The following is a 17,219-nucleotide window of genomic DNA, read 5'->3' on the forward strand; positions in this document are numbered from 1 at the left end:
CTAAAAGATTGTTGCTTTCAAACCTCATTTCTTCTATGCCAGTTGATTGGAGTGTAAGGTGCGTGCCTGCCACTTGAAATTCTTCTTGCAAGGCATGCGACGAGGAAGCTCACTGCGTAGCATTTACTTGTAGACGCAGGAGCAAGAATACTTCCTTGAGGTGGGCAGGTGAGACACTTAAGAGTAAAACGTTAAGAATGTGGCTCACCGCCTGCCCCGCGGAAAGCGAGTACCTGGAACGGAAATCAACCACATCCAATAACAATAAAGTATACGAAAACAGCCCTTTTATTTGCTCTTTTTGAAACTTTTTGGGATAAGTTCGTCTAATGGTTTATGAACATAAAAAAAGGGTAAAACTAAAATAGTTTTGTTGTCCTATATTGTCAGAATCTTGAAATAGTGCGTTAGGGTATTGAATTCTTGTGTGAAACCATTTAATATACTCTTTATGTAATCCTTTGATTAAGGTTTTGTAAATTTGTAAATATGGATTTACAATTCCATTTGATCTTACCGGATGCACCAGAGAGTAGTTAATAAGGAAAATTAAAACGTGCAGGAACACAAGAGTTCTTTTTGATTGAGGAGGTCAGAGAACACATGAAAGAAAAAATGAAACAAGCTTTTGCAGATTATAAATTTTTCTTTATAGCAATTGCTTTATTATGGATTAAAACATATGTCGTTTATAAAACAGCTTTTGAATTACCAATGGACAATAAAGTACAGGAATTGATCCTTTTTATTAACCCGATTAGTTCCGTTATCCTATTTTTAGGAATCACCCTTTATTTTAAAGGAAGAGCACATAGACGGATGATTGTAGCTGTCAGTGCTATCATGAGTTTTGTAATGTATGCCAATATGGTGTTCTACAGATTCTTTAACGACTTTATTACGATTCCCGTCTTGTTTCAAACAAGCAATATGGGTGACTTAGGTAATAGTGTTTTTGAATTGATCCAGCCAACCGACTTATTAGTATTTATTGATATTGTGATTTTAGCGTATTTTATGAGACGTGCCGATTACCGTCCTGCTCGCGCTTCACGCAAGCAAATTACGATCACATTTGCTGCGGCAATCGTGTTTTTTATCGTCAATGTAGGGATTGCTGAGACTGAGCGTCCTCAATTATTAACTCGTACATTTGACCGTGAAATGCTAATCAAAAACATTGGTTCATATAACTATCACATCTATGATTCCATTATCCAATCTAAAGCAAAAGCTCAGCGTGCCTTTGCGGATGGAAGCGAGATCACAGATATTGAGAACTATTCACGAGCTAATTACAAAGAGCCGAACCCTGAAATGTTTGGTAAAGCCAAAGGCAAGAATGTATTTGTCATCTCAGTAGAATCAACTCAGAACTTTGTTATTAATGAATCTGTAAACGGAAAAGAAATTACACCATTTATGAATGATCTTATTAAAGACAGTTATTACTTCCCTAACTTTTATCACCAAACAGGGCAAGGTAAAACTTCTGACTCAGAGTTCTTATTAGATAACTCGTTATATCCGCTACCAAGTGGAGCAGTTTTCTTTACGCACTCTCAGAACCAATACAACGCAACACCAGAGATTTTAAAAGAACAGGGTTACTATTCATCCGTACAGCATGCGAACAACAAGAGTTTCTGGAACCGTGATATCATGTATGATAATTTCGGTTATGACCGTTACTACTCATTAAAAGATTTTGATGTCACACCAGAGAATTCAATTGGATGGGGTTTAAAGGATAAAGACTTCTTTAAACAATCCATTCCTCATTTAAAAGAAATGCAAGCAATGAATAAGCCTTTCTACACGAAATATATTACGTTAACGAATCACTTCCCATTCACATTAGAAGAGGAAGATGAAATGATTCCAGAATGGACTTCTAACGATGGAACAGTTAACCGTTACTTTACAACAGTTCGTTATACGGACGATGCATTAAAAGAGTTTTTTGCTGATGTAAAGGAAGCAGGTTTATATGAAGATTCAATCTTTATTATGTATGGTGACCACTACGGTATTTCCGAAAATCATAATGATGCAATGGGTCAATTCTTAGGAAAAGAAATTACACCTTTCGAATCAACTCAATTGCAAAAAGTACCGTTAATCATCCACATGCCTGGTGAAAAAGGTAAGGTAATTGATTCGGTGGGTGGGCAAATTGATTTAAAACCAACGATCCTGCACTTGCTAGGAATTGATACAAAAGGCGACATTCAGCTAGGTTCAGATTTATTCTCTAAGGACCATGAAGATTTCGCTGTACTACGTGATAATTCTTATATCACAAAGGATAATGTGTTTACTGATGGTAAATGTTATGACAAAGCAACGGGTCAACCTGTTGAAGGTGAAAACAATGCTTGTGAACCATACAGCGAGCGCGCTAAAACTGAACTAGACATGTCAGACCGTATTATATACGGTGACTTGTTGAGATTCTATGATAAAGATAAGGCGAAAGATAAGGCCGTAGATAAAGAAGACAAAGAAAAACAGAAACAATAAATAAGTTAAGCACTTAGCCTCGGCTAAGTGCTTTTTTTGCATATATGAGTAGGGTAAACATACATCTTTAAGAGGAACGTTTTATAGGGAGGGCTCTGTTTGGAAATTATCATGCGTAACGGCGATTCACTGTGGTACTATTCTCAACTTTTATCTATCCCGTACGTGTTGATTAAAGACTCTAATCCGAATATTTCCAGTGCAAATATGCAAGCAGGTGAAAAAATTCATATACCGGGTTTAAAGATTGAGAATTACAAAATTAAAAATGGGGATACATTTTTTTCAATTTCAGAGAAATTAGATATACCGCTGGATGCTATATACTTATTTAATCAAAATGTGAATCCCAAAAAATATTTACAAAGGACATCATAAATATTCCTAAAAAATTACCTTTCCCTTTGATAAATGCACAGCGAAAATACGATACAGCCGCCTTACAAAAAGATATGAAAATTCTGCTAGATACTTATCCATTTATAAAGAAGCAAGAGATCGGCAAATCTGTACTCGGCAAGTCGATAGATATGCTTATCATCGGTAATGGTAAAAAGAAAGTTCATATTAATGGATCTTTTCATGGTAATGAATGGATCACGTCTGGTGTATTAATGAAGTTCATCAATGAATATGCCTCTGCGCTATCGAGTGAAGCTGATTTGAGTGGCTACAAACCTTCTAAGCTATACAGAGATACAACGCTGTTAGCAGTTCCCATGGTCGATCCTGATGGCGTCGATCTTGTATTGAATGGTCCGCCTGAAGACGCTGTGTACAAAGAACTTGTGCTTAAATTAAATAAAGGAAGCAAAGACTTTTCTGGATGGAAAGCAAACATTCGCGGGGTAGACTTGAATAATCAATTTCCCGCAAGATGGGAGCTTGAACAAGTGAGAAAGCCAAAAGCTCCTGCACCAAGAGATTATCCAGGAACAGCCCCATTAACTGAACCTGAAGCAATCGTGATGTCTGAAGTGACAGAAAAATTTCAATTCGATCGAGTAATCGCCCTTCATACTCAAGGAAAAGAACTATACTGGGGTTTTGAAGGTGAGGAGCCTATGCCATTATCAGGTGAAATCGCCGAGGAGTTTGAAAGGGTAAGCGGGTATAAAGCCATCAGATATGTAGATAGCTATGCGGGATATAAAGACTGGTTTATTCAAGAGTACAGAAAACCTGGATTTACGATTGAACTCGGAATTGGAGTCAACCCATTACCATTAAGACAGTTTGATAAGATATATGAGGATACAAGAGGCATCATGCTTGCAGGCTTATATATGTAATACAAAGATTCGCAATCATAAAAAGAAAAAACCATCAGAATATGAATTCTGATGGTTTTTTGAGTTTTTAATGGCCTGTAGATCCGCCGCTGCCTACTAATACGTCCAGTACAGTCATGACTGTAAACCAGCCAAAAACTGCAAACGTTAAAAAGGCAAAGCCTGCAGCCATTAAATTTTTAATTTTTAACGAACGCAATAGTCCCAATGCAGCTAAAATAGCTACTAAGCCGAATATAATGGCTAATCCCATTATTCTGTGCCCCCTTGCTCTGGAGTAATACCAATCCTATGTATAACGCTTTCACACAGGTACAACCTTGTATTATTTTACTTGTTTTATTCTGGTTTGTCGAGTGAACATTTAGAACAAAATGAATTCGAGTGTTACTTTATAAGCAGAAGCCCACTTTTTAATGAGGAGCTGATGATGTTTACCTAAAATATAAATTCTTTTTCTTCCTCACAAACAGCAATTAATTCTTCTTCCGCTTGCAGGAGAAACATTTCTCTCTCTTGCTCCTCGCTGTTAATGATATGAAATGCACAAATCATATCCAGATAAATGTAATGGTTTTGTGAATCTGATACGAATCCATAATCCTCATATAAAGGTGTTGTCTGTATGGGATTGATGTGAAGTAAGGGGAAGGTCTCATAAAAATCTTCAATAGTATCTGAAACAATAATAAGATCATCATGTTGATCATGAACATGTATGTCAGTGCTCTCTATATTTTCGTATCCATAATATACTTTCATGCATTTCCTCCGTAATTATGACTATTTTAGTGTAAGATAGAAAGGAATAACATGCAATTGGAGGTTTGATCATGAAGTGGAAAAAGCTAACGGTAGGACCTGTTCAAGAAAATACATATATTATACACAACACTCTCGATGAAGCGATTGTTATCGATCCTGGCAGCGAAAGCAAGAAAATCATCCAAACGATTGAGGCGCTTAAAGTAAAGCCATTAGCTATTCTTTTAACACATGCTCATTTCGATCATATAGGGGCGGTAGATGACGTTCGAGAAAAATACAAAATTCCTTTATACTTGCACAAAAAAGAGTCAGACTGGCTGAGCGATACAAAAAAGAATGGTTCGAAGTATTTTGGTCAAAGAATTACAGCAAAGCCTGCAAGTCATCTTTTATCCGATCAAGACAATACCTTGAAGATTGGCAGCTTTACTTTTGAAGTCCTTTCAACTCCCGGACATTCACCGGGAAGCGTTTCTTTTATTTAAAAGGTGCCAGGGCAGTTTTTTCGGGTGATGCTTTATTTGCAGGAAGTATCGGGAGAACGGATCTTTCTGGGGGCAACCAAGATATCCTATTAAAAAGCATTCATGAAAAATTACTGAACTTACCCGAAGAGACGATGGTTTTATCAGGTCATGGTCCTGAAACTACCATTGGAATGGAAATGGATTCAAATCCTTTTTTAGGTGGTCTTTAAGCGTGTCGCTATTGTCTCTCCTTTATCAAAAACTTGAAGAGACCAAATGGTTAACGATGGAGGAATATATGGAGTACGCTCTATATCATCCTACAGATGGATATTACATGAGCGATAATAAGAAAATTGGAAGAAATGGTGATTTTTATACATCAAGTCTCGTATCAGATGTATTTGCGACCGTTTGGGCTGATTTCTTTGATAAGGTTATTCAAAAAAATAACTTAGACCCTGTCGTAGTAGAATTTGGTGGAGGAAGTGGCCATTTTGCTCAGCAAGTTCAGACAGCTTGGAAAAAAACAACACACCTCCTATTACTTATATCATTGTAGAAAGAAGTCCCTTTCACAGAAAATTGTTAGAAGAAGCATTAGAAGATTTTCCAGTAACGATTTTAAGTTCTTTTGAAGAGCTTAAACAAGAATACCCTTCCTTTAAAGGCATCATTTTTGCAAATGAAGTTCTTGATGCTTTTCCGCTACGGATTTTTCAATGTACAAAAGAAGGCTGGTTTGAAAAAGGCGTTACCTTAAAAAATAAAGATGAAAAACTATCCTTTGATTATAAAAAGGTCGATAATCTTTCATTACTTCAAACATTAAACAACGTTTTTGCGGGTCGAAATAAACGAAATGAATTAGAAGTATCGTTTCAAATGATCCAATGGTTAGAGAAACTGTACGAATGGACGGAAAAAGGTTCGTATTTATTCTTTGTTGATTATGGACTCACTGGTGATGAATGGAATCATGCTCATCTAAAAGAAGGAAGTATTCGAGGTTATTACCGTCATCAAATTCAGAACAATCCTTTAGCATATCCAGGTAAAATGGATATTACATATCATGTAGATTGGGATCATGTACAGAAGACAGGTAATGAATGTGGGGTTGAAACGCTTCAAATTAAAAATCAAGGTGACTTCTTGCTTGAAGAAGGTCTATTGTTACTGTTACAGAATACTCATAATCCGGATCCGTTTTCGATCGAACATAAAAGAAATCGTGCAATTCGTTCCTTTTTACTCGACAGCACGTTAGCGAATGGATTCCAAGTCATACAACAAAAAAAGCGGACCGTTTAGAACGGCCCGCTTTTTTATCGCTGTAGTTGAGTACTTCTTAATGTCCTCCGCCAGCTCCAGGAGTCATCATAAATGTTGACCAGTATGTAAATCCAACAAAGAAAACAGTTAAATAAGCACCAAAGATATAAATATACATACGCTCAGATAAGTTCAAATAACCTAATGAAACGAACATAATCGTTTGTCCTAAGAACAATAACGCCATGTCTTGCATGTCGCCAAGATAAGCCATGACGCCGATAATTCCAGTCCAAAAGCCTAAAACCTTATACATTCTTGACATATGTATCCCCTCCTTTTTTCGCCAATACTTGTATCCTTTAGTATTATATATGAGTTTCCACTCTCTTGTAAATGACAATTGTAAGCGGATAAATACACAATTAAAAGATAATTAATTAAAATAGGCTATTTTTGGTTTATTATGTCTCTTTTAAAGGTAATGTAAACCAAAAGGAGTGAGTCTTATGAGCTCGATTATATTCTACACTTATCCCAGCTGCACTTCGTGTCGAAAGGCTAAAATGTGGCTTAAACAAAATAAAGTTTCTTTTGATGAAAGACACCTTTTTAAAGAAACACCTTCTGTTGAAGAGCTTAGAGAGCTATTAAAGCTTACTAAGTACGGAACGGAAGATATTTTGGCAAAAAGAAGCCAATCCTTCAAATCTTTAGATGTGGATATTTACGATCTTTCCACAAATGAACTTCTTAAGTTGTTAACAAAAAATCCAAAGCTCTTGAAGCGTCCGCTAGTCACTGATGGTAAACAGCTGATCGCAGGATATAGTCCTGGAGATATGAAAAAATTATGTGCGTCAAAAGAAAAAGAACACATTTCTAGTCATGTGTCCTGAACGTAGCACTCTTTATATGAAGAGTGTTATTTTTTTGGCTGGGCTAGCTGGATTCGAACCAACGCATGACGGAGTCAAAGTCCGTTGCCTTACCGCTTGGCTATAGCCCAATGCAACAATAATAGTATGAGCTGTGTCGAAATTTATATGCGTTCTTTTTTATAAAAATTGCAGGAATTGTCGTTTAATGAAAGAAATGATTAACAACCAAAGAAAAAAGGAGGCTGATAATGCTTGCCGATTAAATTATTAGGCACTTCTATCCTTCATGAGGCTGCAATGCAGAATGCATCAGACATTCATTTTATACCAATCAAAAAAGGGGTATCGTTCAATTTCGAATAGATGATCGGCTTATTGAATTTAAAACACTTTCTCGAGAAGAGTACAACCGAGTTATAGCACATTTTAAATACTCTGCAAGAATGGATATTGGTGAACAGCGCAAACCGCAAAGCGGTGCAATGGATGTTATGCTAAATAATGCAAATGTGCATCTTCGTCTTTCGTCCATACCCTCTGCTTTTAATGAATCTCTTGTTATTCGATTACTTCCTCAGCAAGAAACCTTATCTCTTTATGAATTATCTCTTTTTCCTCAAGTGTTACAAAAATTAATCTCCCTAATAAAAAGATCTAGCGGATTATTATTGTTTACAGGTCCAACTTGTCCGATACGTGGGGACAATGTTATCATATTCTTATAATTAAATACCGAAATAAGGACTGATAACAACGTGATTTACTCCAACACCAATATCAAGAATGTATGTATATATTTACGACTATCAAGGGATGAAGAAGGAAAGGGTATTGAAGAAGTATTGAGAAACCACCGAGAAACCTTGATTGACCTTGTAAAGAAAAACAATTGGTCTTATGAAGTGTTTGAAGAAGTTGCTTCATCAAGAACAATTTCAAACCGTACCGAAATGGTAAAATTAATTCAGCGAATTGAACAGTATCATTTTGATGCAATTGTTGTAATGGACATTGATAGATTAAGTCGTAACGAATATGATCAGAGTGATATTAAACGTCTACTGTACAATACAGGAACATATGTAGTTACACCATACAGATTATATGATTTAAGAAGTGATGAAGATACTCTACTTTTAGGGATCACCGGATTGATTGCTTCACAAGAATACAAGATGATTCTGAAAAGGATGCAAAGGGTAAGATGTTTGCACAGAAACAAGGACACTGGACAAACGGAAAACCACCACTTGGTTATGATAAAGATTCAGTTACAAAAAAGCTTATAGTAAATAACCGTGCTGAAGATGTGAAATACATCTTTAATCAGATAGTGGATGGTACATCTATACCCAATTTACTGAAACAACTTGAATTGATGGGTATTAAAACAAAAATGGGTAGTCCTTTCAGATATAATTCGATACTTAGATTAGTGAACAATGAGTGTTATAAAGGCATGATGATAAGTAATAGAAGTATTGGTAAACATTCCGGAATACGACCTGAAGAAGAATGGATAATTGTTCATAATAATCATGAAGCAATTGTTGATGAAAGTGTTTGGGATAAAGCCAATAAGATTGTAAATGAGTACAGTTTTAAAGCACCAAGAAGTAAGAACAGAACATACCCAACCAGTAACCTTGTGTATTGTGGAAAATGTGGAAAGCTTCAAGGATGTAACTATCATTCACGTATTGATAAGGTTTATGTGAAAATGTGCAGTTGTGGGAACAGATCGCATTATTACAATCCTGTGTTAAAACTAATTAAAGAACAAGTTCTGGAATACAAACAAGTCATATTGAAAGCTATTCAGGGAATTGATGATGGATTGAAAGAAGATACTACTGAATTCACCATTCAGCAACTTACAAAGCAAATTGAAAAGGTTAATAAGGCATTGGTGAACATTGACTTCCTTTTTGAAGAAGCTGAAATTGACTTTCTCACATATAAAGAACGAAAAGCAACACGACAGAATCAGTTAGAATCATTGGAAACAGAACTTCAACAAGTTCAAAGTCGAGATCAAAGAGTTGTCAAGGATGAATTAGTTGAACAGTTGAAAGTAATTGATAAGTTGTTTGATAGTTGGCATTTCCTTGATGGTAAAGGATTAAGTGATGAAGAAGTAAACAGATTATTGCATTACTTGGTTGATAAGATTGAATGGACTTATGAAAAAGGAAGCACTGAACCAAAGCTTGAAATAACCTATAAGTAATCTTTTAATACAAACCTTCTGTGTGTTAAATAGGGGTTTTTTGTTGTCATTAAATCTATTACTATATCAACTGTAAAATATTGGTGTACAATTGAAGTGATTTAAAGTATAGGGGATGATAATAAATGGACAGAAGAAAACTGTTATACAGCATCTTAAAGGAACTTCAGGATGGTAATGAACCCAAACAAGCAGACTATGATCTTGATAATGAACATTGGGGTGAAATGCTGGAATTAATACGTGATGAAGGTTATGCAAAGAATGTAACTGTACAACGTGCAGGAATAGGCAATAAGGTTGTATATGCTTGGCTGGATAAAGCCAAGATCACTTTTAAGGGTATTGAGTACCTTGAAGCAAATAATGCAATGGCAAGGACATATAAGGGGTTAAAAGAAGTACGTGATTGGTTTAAACTTTAGAAAAGGGTGTGTAAGAAATGGATAGAAGAAAGCTTATATATAGCATCCTGAAAGAAGTGGAAAAAGGTTCTGAACCGAAACAAGCTGATTATGGTTTAAGTGATGAACAATGGGGTGAAATAACTGCATTGATTCGTGATGAAGAATATGCAAAGGGTATATCAATCTTATATGCTGATAATATCCCTTATATTGTTTCTTATTCTTCAGCTAGACTTACTATGAAAGGCATTGAATATCTTGAACAGAATAGTGCTTTAGCAAGGACATATAAAGGATTGAAAGAAGCACGTGAATGGATTAAGTTGTAGTTGAACACAAACGTATATAAAAAAAGAACCCTTGTATCTGAACCAGCACCGGAACAGAAGCAAGGGTTTAATTGTTTTGTAGTTTCAACAGAAAGCAAGAAGAAAAAGATAAATGACTTTCCATATTGTGTTAATATTTAACTATAAATTATTAAGGAATGATTATCATTAAAATAAAAATGACATTGATGGAAAACGCTTATGATTTTCTACACAATTCTTTATACTATTTCCATTTAGCTACATGTGAAGAATATCCAGCAGACTATAAACGGTTTTGGAAGTTTTCTTTAGTGAATTTAGTGCAATCACTTGAACTTATTTTCAAAGAATTATTAGTACGTGAAAATGAGTTTTTAATTTATGAGAACATTGATAAGCCAAAACATACTGTATCAGTAACAACAGCATTGAATCGTTTGAAGAATATAGTGAAAATAAACTTAGATCAGAAAGATGAGATCGTAATAAAAAAGCAATTGATCTTAGAAATGAAATTATTCATTATGGAATTGAACTTGATATAAAAGAATTGTCAGCAATTTATATTGTTTTGTTTGAGTTCTTACATTCATTTCACTTTAGGTTTTTAGGTGAAGAACTCCACGATAAAATTCATCCTGAATATTGGGAAGAAGAAGCATTATTAATTGAACAATTTAAAGATGATTTAGTCATTTATAATGGTGTGGAAATTAATAAGAACTATGCAATTGAAATTGCTGAATCACAACTGTTTACAACTTTTATTGTACAAGGTGATGAATATAAAAGAATCAAATTTGGAGATGAACCTAATAAAGACAACTATTCTGTATATAAACTAACTCATTGTGGAGATTGTGCAGTTAAGCAAGGTTATTTTCATGCACTTGGATGTGATTTAGAATTATGTCCTAATTGCAAAGGACAAGCGATAACATGCAAATGTAATCTATATGATGAGTTATATGAAGAAGAGTAAAATATTTTATTAAGGATGTAAAAAATGAACCAATTTATTATAGATCAGCCGTCATTGGATTCTTACTTTCGTGGTGTGATACTTTTCGGTAAAAATGCTGCAAGTTACAAGTTTGCTTTGGGAAAAAGCTTGATTGAACTTGCAACACAAGGAACTGATTTTGTATCTGAAAAAGATTTGGCGGTTCCCTTTATCAAGTATACAAACGAACATTTTCAGAATGGTACAAAACAAATAACATCAAACAGCAGTGGTTATTTTAATGCTTTCAAAACGTATAATGAAGGTTCTACTAGTATTGATGAAATGGTTAAGCTTACACTTAACAATCCTTTTAAAAATGTTATTGATAGGTTTCATGTTGTAAATGATACTGAACTTGATATGAAGTTTTACGAGAAAACAACAAGAAACGGTGTAAAAGGGATTGTATTAACTGATAACGTTTTTAAGCTTGAAGAACAAAGTAACTTTAATGATCTGATAAACGAAACAGAAGCACGTTGGAGATTAGTTGAAACTGCATGGACTTTAAAGATGAATCCAGCAGTGTTAAACGTTCGTTATGATACTGATACTGATTTATTTTTTATCAATGCACAGAATGATCTTCAAAGAAGAATTAATATAACTTCATCAAGGGAAGCATTAAACGGTTATCAACGTGGTAAGTGCTTTTATTGTGATAACAAGATTAGTATTGATTCTTTAGCTGATGATTTGGCTGATGTAGACCATTTCATACCACATACATTACAAACCTATACAGTTACAGATATAAATATCAATGGTGTTTGGAATTTGGTGTTAGCTTGTAAGGAATGTAATAGGGGTGCAAATGGGAAGCTTGCAAAAGTACCTACATTAAAATACTTAGAAAAGTTATATAATAGAAACGAATATTTTATAAGTAGTCATCATCCTTTAAAAGAAACGTTGTTAAATCAAACAGGGAAACAACCACAAATAAGAATGAAGTTTTTAAACGACATATATAATTATGCATACAATTCATTACTTTTCACTTAGGAACCATTGAAAAGATTCAGGTAGATGCATCCTAATGGATGTTTTTTATTTAATATAGATTTTATTATGTTATTCTGTGCTAATTCTATATTAGAAGTATGAGATACAAAAAACATTTTACAATATTTAATGGGGTTAGATATGGATACACAGTGGACACTTGAAACAGCAAAAAAAGCTTTTGAAAAAGTTGGTCTGATACTAAAAGCAACAGTATATAAAAATACAAAAGAATACATGGAGTACGAATGTAAACAATGTGGGTTTATTGGAACAAAGCAACTCACTAAAGTACACCATAGAAAACAAGGTTGTAAAATTTGTGGTAAAGCTAAAGGGCAAAATCAAGAAGAATAACAATTGATGAATTAAAGGAAAAGTTTGTTACCTTAGAAGCTGAATTAATAAGTACTGAATATCATAAGCGTGATTTACCACTTAAGTTTAAATGCTTACTATGTAATGAGATCGGACAGAGAACCTATGCTTCGGTAGTTAACAGTAAATTAGCATGTCTAACTTGTGGAAATAAATTAAGAATAAAAAATAAAACCAAATATACAACTGAAGATGCAAAAAAAATCTTTCTGGAATTAGGTTTAGAATTATTGGAAGAACAATATTCATCTTTTCATGAAGATATGAAATATAGATGTTTAGATTGCGGTTACTCAGGCGTAAAAAGTCTAAGTGTTGCAAAAGCAGAAAAAGGATGTCCGAAATGTGCTGGGATAATTCCTTTAACTTATGACGAAGTTAAAGAGTTGTTTAATGATTTTGAATTAAAATTGGAAGAAGAAGTTTATTTAAATGCACGTACTGGAATGAAGTATACTTGCTTAAAGTGCGGTAAGCAAGGTAATAAAACAGCAGATAGTTTAAAAGCTGGTAAGGGTTGTAAGGGATGTTCTACTATTGAAACGAGTACTAAACAAAGACTTCCTTATGATACAGTTAAAAAATTAGTCGAAAACATTGGATGGACATTAATTGCAAAAACTTATAAAGGCTACAGTAAAAAGCTACACATGAAATGTGATAAAGGTCATGATGTATTCATTAGTTTAAATAACTTTAGTAATGGTAAAGGGTGCAAAAAATGTTCTGGAATGGAATCTCCAACATTAGAAGCAAGAATTGCTGCATTCTATAAGCTGAATTTAGAGTTAATGGATAAAGAATATAAAAATGGGAATACACCATTAAAATACAAATGCTTAGAGTGCGGGTATATCGGTGATAAAACATGGAAAAGTGCCAGAAATGGATTTGGTTGTTTAGCCTGTTCACCATCATCAATAGGAGAAGAACGAATTGCTAACTGGTTGATATTAAATGATATTGCACATAAAAGACAGTTTAGAATAAGAGAGTGTAGAAACAACAAACCCTTACCATTTGATTTTGCTGTATTAGATGGGAATGGACTACTTATAAAACTAATAGAATTTGATGGTGAACAACATTTCACTGCAAGAGATTATTTCGGTGGAGAACGTGCCTTTTTAATTAGACAAGAAAATGATCAAATTAAAAATAGATATTGCATGGATAACAATGTAGATTTATTGAGAATTTCATATTTAGAAATTAATAAAATCGAAGATATCTTAGAAGATCAGTTGAATTTTTCCTGTAAATCAAATCCAAATTTTGCTAGTATTTAATTAGTAAATTATGGAGGTCATTAAATGGGAAGAAATAGTAATAGAAAAAAAGCAAGAAGAGAAGGGAACCACACCTTAATCTCAGAACATAGTAGACAAGGAAAGAAACTAATTCCACCATTTATGCAAATAGAAAAATTAAAAAAAGTTTCATGGGCTAACGATAGATTACCTGAATCATTATTGGTTGCTTTATTAGTTTCTTTAAACAATAGAGAAGAAGCAATTCATATCATTAAACGGGTGTCTAAATTTTTTTATGATCTAAAAGAAGAACATAGACCAGCTGATTTATCAATTTCCAGTTTAGCAAAATTAGAAGCAAGTATTTTTGATAAGTTTTTAGATTTTATATGCAACCAATTAGGTATGAAGGATACTCTACTTCCTTTGGCATTATTTGATAATATTCCTGGGAAAGACAAATGGAGAGAATATTTAAGTATTGAAGAACCTAAAAGTGAATGGGAAAAACTATTTATTACAATTGCAAAATGCTTTAATCACCAATCCCAAGAAGCAACTGATTGCAGATGGTCAAAATTATATTACCTTTTAGTTATAGGCAATTTTCCAATGCCTAAGGATATGGCAGAAACAATATTTGGATATCCCTATGAAGAAGGAGATATGCAGCGTGTTAGACCTTTAATTCGAAGTACTGAAATAGCAGTAAATATCCTTCCTGATGGAACAACAACAGAATCTTATTGGAGTGACCATTTTTGGGAACAAGGTATGAACGATACACCTTGTTGGAGTATGGATATTAGCATAAAACAAAATAAAGATATTAAATTGGATCAAATACAATTTGAATTAGTAAAAAATTCATTAAAGGATCATTTCGCTTTAACTAACATATCTACGGCTGTTGATGCTAAACATGATACGGTATTTGGTTTGGCAATGTATTGTATGGACATTCTTGAAGAATTAATAAGAGATCAAAATAATACATCTATTTTAAGTAGAATGGGATTAAGAACTATTGTCGAATGTTATATTACCCTTGCATACTTGTGTAACCAAGATAAAGAAGAAATTTGGCAAGCATATAGAGTGTATGGTTCTGGACAAGCAAAATTAGCATTCTTAAAGTTGGATGAAATGGAATCAAAACCAAAGTATGTTGATTCCGATACCTTACAAGCTTTAGCTGGTGAAGATCAGTGGGAAGAATTTGTAGAAATAAATCTTGGTCATTGGGAAAATACAAATTTAAGAAAAATGAGTGAAACTGCTGGGGTTAAAGAAGAGTACAATTCTTTTTATGATTGGACATCTGGTTTTGCACATGGTCAATGGGCAGCTGTAAGAAATACCACGTTTGATACTTGTGGTAATCCTATGCACCGACTTCACAGGATACCTAAAGATAAACCGGAGTTTAATGATGTTACAGAAGATGCAAAGCTGTTATGTAATAAGGTATTAGATTTAGTGAATAAGGTATATCCTGAATTTATGCTAAGAATAGAGTAAAAATTTTATTATCAAATCCCTTTATGTTTTTTCTATAAAGGGATTTTCCTTTTTTATACTCACTTCGTTCGTAATTTCCTTCACTATGTTCAGGAAATCCCTATTCCAGAATTAATGTTTTTATTAATATGTTCTGAACGAAGTGAAGAACTAAGCCGTTAGGCTTATAATTACTGGTTATTCTTCAGTAAGTTTAACCGGAAACTTATTCTACGTAAGTTTACCGTTATGTTGTTTTCTCTATCTTTATGTGCTTGAAACAGACCGAAAGTAAGACAAAACGCACCTAATTGTAACAAAATGTTCACAATTAATGCTAGTAAGTCACAAATCTTTGTCTTACCTGTGAATAACGTAATTTGTGGTGTGTTTTTACTTGTTAAAGAATTTTTAATGTGTGATGGAAGTACTTTTAAAGGTTGTTAAGGATATTTTAACAAGTATTTTTGCTGAAGATAGTTGTAAATTGATTGATTGGGATATGGTTATTTTCAGCATGAAACAAGCTGGACACGTGGAAAAGAAAATAAGTGTAAAGTGTTTTTCCTATACAAACAAAAAACCAGCATCAACTGTTAAGTATCAACTGGTTCAGGTTATGTATTAATCTTTTAGTTTTGCTTGAAATTCAGACAAACTTACAATGAAGTATACCTTATAAATAGTATTGCTTGCTTCAGTAATTACCTTATGAAACATGTATTCAGCGTTTAACGTTCTGTACTGGTTATCAATGATGTAAGCTGGTGAATCAATCTTACTTGCTTTTTCAAACCCATCAATCATTCTGATAATATGATCTGCATTTTCATAACTTGCTTCACGAAGTATTTCTTGGTTGAAAGTGTCTACAAATTGTAATATAAACATTCATTAACCACCTTCCAATAAGATAGTTCAATTGTAACATTAAAAAGGAAATAGGTGGAAATAAAAAAGAACCGGTTATTACACCAGTTCCTTCTGTTCTTCACGCTTCTTCAGATATCGGTGTAAAGTCATACGTGATACACCAATTTCTTCAGAAGCTTGTTTAATATTCATTTCACCAGTATCAATTAAATGTAAAGCATAGTTTAGTTGCTTGGTATCTACTGCTTTTCTTCCGATCTGTTTACCCTTCTTTTTAGCAACTTCCAAACCTTCCTTTGTTCTTTCTGAAATAAGGTCACGTTCAAATTGTGCTAAACCTGAAAACATTGTAAACATTAGCTTTCCGTGCGGTGTGGTGGTATCTAACCAGCTTTCTTTCAGTGATTTAAGGTTTACACCATTTTCTTCAAACAGTTCAACAAGTGCAATTAAATCTTTTGTGCTTCTTGATAAACGTGTAAGATCGGTTATTAAAACAGTATCTCCGGTTCTTAACTGTTCTAGCATCTTATTTAACTGCGGTCTTTCTTTCTTGGTTCCGGTTACCTTTTCAAAGAATACTTTTTCAGCACCGGCATTTAATAGTGCTTCTTCTTGTCGATCAAGGTTTTGTTCAACTGTACTTACCCGCATATAGCCAAATATCATTATGTATGTTCCCTTCATATTGTTCTTGATTATAGTGTAACAAAAAGGGTTATGCGAGTAAAGTGTTACACTTTTATTTTGTTACATCCTTTTGTTACACGAAAAACAGCGTAAAATCAAGGAACAAATAAGTTCAATTCAATGTAACTTTAACGAACGTAATGTTACATGTAATTAATGCTGTTAAACATTGAAGATCACTGAACAACCTTTAAGCTTCATATTCAGTGTGTGTAACTGTTGTAAAAGTGTTGAATACAAACCATTTAGAAGTATTTACTGAATGAATACAGTGCTTCCCGTACCTTCTGTTGTGATGCTTAAAGACAAACGAAATAACACATGATTCAAATTGCTGATTCAGTGTGTTCAGTATAAGTT

At 33.7% G+C, this 17,219-nt stretch carries 23 protein-coding genes, 1 tRNA gene and 1 pseudogene; 19 read left to right on the forward strand and 6 right to left on the reverse strand.

Annotation, left to right across the window (positions count from 1 at the left end; all coding sequences use genetic code 11):
• The first annotated feature begins 603 nt into the window (after positions 1-603).
• From ACEWFH_RS09395 to ACEWFH_RS09405, 3 genes are all read left to right on the forward strand, one after another.
• On the forward strand, positions 604-2,523 hold the full coding sequence (locus ACEWFH_RS09395; RefSeq protein ID WP_473726957.1) for an LTA synthase family protein: 1,920 nt from the start codon (positions 604-606) through the stop codon (positions 2,521-2,523).
• A gap of 99 nt (positions 2,524-2,622) precedes the next feature.
• Positions 2,623-2,901: a LysM peptidoglycan-binding domain-containing protein gene (locus tag ACEWFH_RS09400; RefSeq protein ID WP_473726958.1), complete on the forward strand. Its 279-nt coding sequence runs from the start codon at positions 2,623-2,625 to the stop codon at positions 2,899-2,901.
• Positions 2,902-2,975: 74 nt separating this feature from the next.
• Positions 2,976-3,815 (forward strand): M14 family metallopeptidase, encoded by an 840-nt coding sequence (locus ACEWFH_RS09405; RefSeq protein WP_473726959.1) that lies wholly within the window; start codon positions 2,976-2,978, stop codon positions 3,813-3,815.
• A gap of 67 nt (positions 3,816-3,882) precedes the next feature.
• Here the strand turns inward: ACEWFH_RS09405 and ACEWFH_RS09410 are convergent, their stop codons facing one another.
• Positions 3,883-4,068 (reverse strand): DUF2759 domain-containing protein, encoded by a 186-nt coding sequence (locus ACEWFH_RS09410; protein WP_066242324.1) that lies wholly within the window; start codon positions 4,066-4,068, stop codon positions 3,883-3,885.
• A gap of 185 nt (positions 4,069-4,253) precedes the next feature.
• Positions 4,254-4,577 carry a hypothetical protein gene (locus ACEWFH_RS09415; protein ID WP_473726960.1) on the reverse strand — a complete coding sequence of 108 codons (324 nt, stop codon included), beginning with the start codon at positions 4,575-4,577 and terminating at the stop codon, positions 4,254-4,256.
• Between the two features lie 71 nt (positions 4,578-4,648).
• Here ACEWFH_RS09415 and ACEWFH_RS09420 point away from each other — a divergent pair.
• The 3 genes and pseudogenes from ACEWFH_RS09420 to ACEWFH_RS09430 all read left to right on the forward strand — a co-directional run bounded on the left by ACEWFH_RS09420 (position 4,649) and on the right by ACEWFH_RS09430 (position 6,364).
• Positions 4,649-5,280, forward strand: a pseudogene (locus ACEWFH_RS09420) (MBL fold metallo-hydrolase).
• A 2-nt stretch (positions 5,281-5,282) separates the two neighbouring features.
• Positions 5,283-5,612 carry a hypothetical protein gene (locus tag ACEWFH_RS09425; RefSeq protein WP_473726961.1) on the forward strand — a complete coding sequence of 110 codons (330 nt, stop codon included), beginning with the start codon at positions 5,283-5,285 and terminating at the stop codon, positions 5,610-5,612.
• Complete coding sequence (locus ACEWFH_RS09430; protein WP_473726962.1) at positions 5,570-6,364, forward strand: SAM-dependent methyltransferase; 795 nt, start codon at positions 5,570-5,572, stop codon at positions 6,362-6,364. The genes ACEWFH_RS09425 and ACEWFH_RS09430 overlap by 43 nt, the downstream gene beginning before the upstream one ends.
• Before the next feature lie 37 nt (positions 6,365-6,401).
• Here the strand turns inward: ACEWFH_RS09430 and ACEWFH_RS09435 are convergent, their stop codons facing one another.
• Positions 6,402-6,650, reverse strand: coding sequence for a DUF2626 domain-containing protein (locus ACEWFH_RS09435; RefSeq protein WP_066242314.1), 249 nt, complete (start codon positions 6,648-6,650; stop codon positions 6,402-6,404).
• Between the two features lie 184 nt (positions 6,651-6,834).
• Here ACEWFH_RS09435 and ACEWFH_RS09440 point away from each other — a divergent pair, with 184 nt between their 5' ends.
• Positions 6,835-7,224 (forward strand): Spx/MgsR family RNA polymerase-binding regulatory protein, encoded by a 390-nt coding sequence (locus tag ACEWFH_RS09440; protein WP_473726963.1) that lies wholly within the window; start codon positions 6,835-6,837, stop codon positions 7,222-7,224.
• Between the two features lie 35 nt (positions 7,225-7,259).
• On the opposite strand, the gene ACEWFH_RS09445 is transcribed toward ACEWFH_RS09440, so the two are convergent.
• Positions 7,260-7,334: transfer RNA gene (locus ACEWFH_RS09445), tRNA-Gln, on the reverse strand.
• 246 nt (positions 7,335-7,580) lie between these two features.
• Between ACEWFH_RS09445 and ACEWFH_RS09450 the strand changes: the two genes are divergently transcribed.
• The 12 genes from ACEWFH_RS09450 (at position 7,581) to ACEWFH_RS09505 (ending at position 15,924) form a co-directional block, all read left to right on the forward strand.
• Entirely contained in the window at positions 7,581-7,931 is a 351-nt protein-coding gene (locus tag ACEWFH_RS09450; RefSeq protein ID WP_473727263.1) for an ATPase, T2SS/T4P/T4SS family, read from the forward strand.
• A 30-nt stretch (positions 7,932-7,961) separates the two neighbouring features.
• Positions 7,962-8,495, forward strand: coding sequence for a recombinase family protein (locus ACEWFH_RS09455; protein ID WP_473726964.1), 534 nt, complete (start codon positions 7,962-7,964; stop codon positions 8,493-8,495).
• Positions 8,411-9,436: a recombinase family protein gene (locus tag ACEWFH_RS09460; protein WP_473726965.1), complete on the forward strand. Its 1,026-nt coding sequence runs from the start codon at positions 8,411-8,413 to the stop codon at positions 9,434-9,436. Before ACEWFH_RS09455 ends, ACEWFH_RS09460 begins: the two co-directional genes overlap by 85 nt.
• Before the next feature lie 125 nt (positions 9,437-9,561).
• Complete coding sequence (locus ACEWFH_RS09465; RefSeq protein WP_473726966.1) at positions 9,562-9,861, forward strand: YjcQ family protein; 300 nt, start codon at positions 9,562-9,564, stop codon at positions 9,859-9,861.
• Between the two features lie 17 nt (positions 9,862-9,878).
• Entirely contained in the window at positions 9,879-10,172 is a 294-nt protein-coding gene (locus tag ACEWFH_RS09470) for a YjcQ family protein (RefSeq protein ID WP_473726967.1), read from the forward strand.
• A gap of 158 nt (positions 10,173-10,330) precedes the next feature.
• Entirely contained in the window at positions 10,331-10,699 is a 369-nt protein-coding gene (locus ACEWFH_RS09475) for a hypothetical protein (RefSeq protein ID WP_473726968.1), read from the forward strand.
• A 5-nt stretch (positions 10,700-10,704) separates the two neighbouring features.
• Positions 10,705-11,136: a hypothetical protein gene (locus tag ACEWFH_RS09480; protein WP_473726969.1), complete on the forward strand. Its 432-nt coding sequence runs from the start codon at positions 10,705-10,707 to the stop codon at positions 11,134-11,136.
• 24 nt (positions 11,137-11,160) lie between these two features.
• Positions 11,161-12,165 carry an HNH endonuclease domain-containing protein gene (locus ACEWFH_RS09485; RefSeq protein WP_473726970.1) on the forward strand — a complete coding sequence of 335 codons (1,005 nt, stop codon included), beginning with the start codon at positions 11,161-11,163 and terminating at the stop codon, positions 12,163-12,165.
• Between the two features lie 141 nt (positions 12,166-12,306).
• A complete protein-coding gene (locus ACEWFH_RS09490) occupies positions 12,307-12,522 on the forward strand; it encodes a hypothetical protein (RefSeq protein ID WP_473726971.1) in 216 nt (71 codons plus the stop codon).
• Positions 12,523-12,773: 251 nt separating this feature from the next.
• Entirely contained in the window at positions 12,774-13,832 is a 1,059-nt protein-coding gene (locus ACEWFH_RS09495; protein WP_473726972.1) for a hypothetical protein, read from the forward strand.
• Between the two features lie 24 nt (positions 13,833-13,856).
• Positions 13,857-15,317: a DUF5677 domain-containing protein gene (locus ACEWFH_RS09500; protein ID WP_473726973.1), complete on the forward strand. Its 1,461-nt coding sequence runs from the start codon at positions 13,857-13,859 to the stop codon at positions 15,315-15,317.
• A gap of 397 nt (positions 15,318-15,714) precedes the next feature.
• Positions 15,715-15,924 carry a hypothetical protein gene (locus ACEWFH_RS09505; protein ID WP_473726974.1) on the forward strand — a complete coding sequence of 70 codons (210 nt, stop codon included), beginning with the start codon at positions 15,715-15,717 and terminating at the stop codon, positions 15,922-15,924.
• Here the strand turns inward: ACEWFH_RS09505 and ACEWFH_RS09510 are convergent.
• Entirely contained in the window at positions 15,921-16,187 is a 267-nt protein-coding gene (locus ACEWFH_RS09510) for a hypothetical protein (RefSeq protein ID WP_473726975.1), read from the reverse strand. The genes ACEWFH_RS09505 and ACEWFH_RS09510 overlap by 4 nt on opposite strands.
• A 78-nt stretch (positions 16,188-16,265) precedes the next feature.
• Complete coding sequence (locus ACEWFH_RS09515; RefSeq protein WP_473726976.1) at positions 16,266-16,838, reverse strand: recombinase family protein; 573 nt, start codon at positions 16,836-16,838, stop codon at positions 16,266-16,268.
• Between the last annotated feature and the right edge of the window lie 381 nt (positions 16,839-17,219).

This window comes from Fictibacillus sp. EA-CB0309 (assembly GCF_055814265.1).

Coding starts and splice junctions, on each gene's coding strand:
- ACEWFH_RS09395 (WP_473726957.1), top strand. CDS start 604: ATGAAAGAAAAAATGAAACAAGCTTTTGCAGATTATAAATTTTTCTTT.
- ACEWFH_RS09405 (WP_473726959.1), top strand. CDS start 2,976: ATGAAAATTCTGCTAGATACTTATCCATTTATAAAGAAGCAAGAGATC.
- ACEWFH_RS09410 (WP_066242324.1), bottom strand. CDS start 4,068: ATGGGATTAGCCATTATATTCGGCTTAGTAGCTATTTTAGCTGCATTG.
- ACEWFH_RS09415 (WP_473726960.1), bottom strand. CDS start 4,577: ATGAAAGTATATTATGGATACGAAAATATAGAGAGCACTGACATACAT.
- ACEWFH_RS09435 (WP_066242314.1), bottom strand. CDS start 6,650: ATGTCAAGAATGTATAAGGTTTTAGGCTTTTGGACTGGAATTATCGGC.
- ACEWFH_RS09440 (WP_473726963.1), top strand. CDS start 6,835: ATGAGCTCGATTATATTCTACACTTATCCCAGCTGCACTTCGTGTCGA.
- ACEWFH_RS09460 (WP_473726965.1), top strand. CDS start 8,411: ATGTTTGCACAGAAACAAGGACACTGGACAAACGGAAAACCACCACTT.
- ACEWFH_RS09465 (WP_473726966.1), top strand. CDS start 9,562: ATGGACAGAAGAAAACTGTTATACAGCATCTTAAAGGAACTTCAGGAT.
- ACEWFH_RS09470 (WP_473726967.1), top strand. CDS start 9,879: ATGGATAGAAGAAAGCTTATATATAGCATCCTGAAAGAAGTGGAAAAA.
- ACEWFH_RS09475 (WP_473726968.1), top strand. CDS start 10,331: ATGATTATCATTAAAATAAAAATGACATTGATGGAAAACGCTTATGAT.
- ACEWFH_RS09485 (WP_473726970.1), top strand. CDS start 11,161: ATGAACCAATTTATTATAGATCAGCCGTCATTGGATTCTTACTTTCGT.
- ACEWFH_RS09490 (WP_473726971.1), top strand. CDS start 12,307: ATGGATACACAGTGGACACTTGAAACAGCAAAAAAAGCTTTTGAAAAA.
- ACEWFH_RS09500 (WP_473726973.1), top strand. CDS start 13,857: ATGGGAAGAAATAGTAATAGAAAAAAAGCAAGAAGAGAAGGGAACCAC.
- ACEWFH_RS09510 (WP_473726975.1), bottom strand. CDS start 16,187: ATGTTTATATTACAATTTGTAGACACTTTCAACCAAGAAATACTTCGT.
- ACEWFH_RS09515 (WP_473726976.1), bottom strand. CDS start 16,838: ATGATATTTGGCTATATGCGGGTAAGTACAGTTGAACAAAACCTTGAT.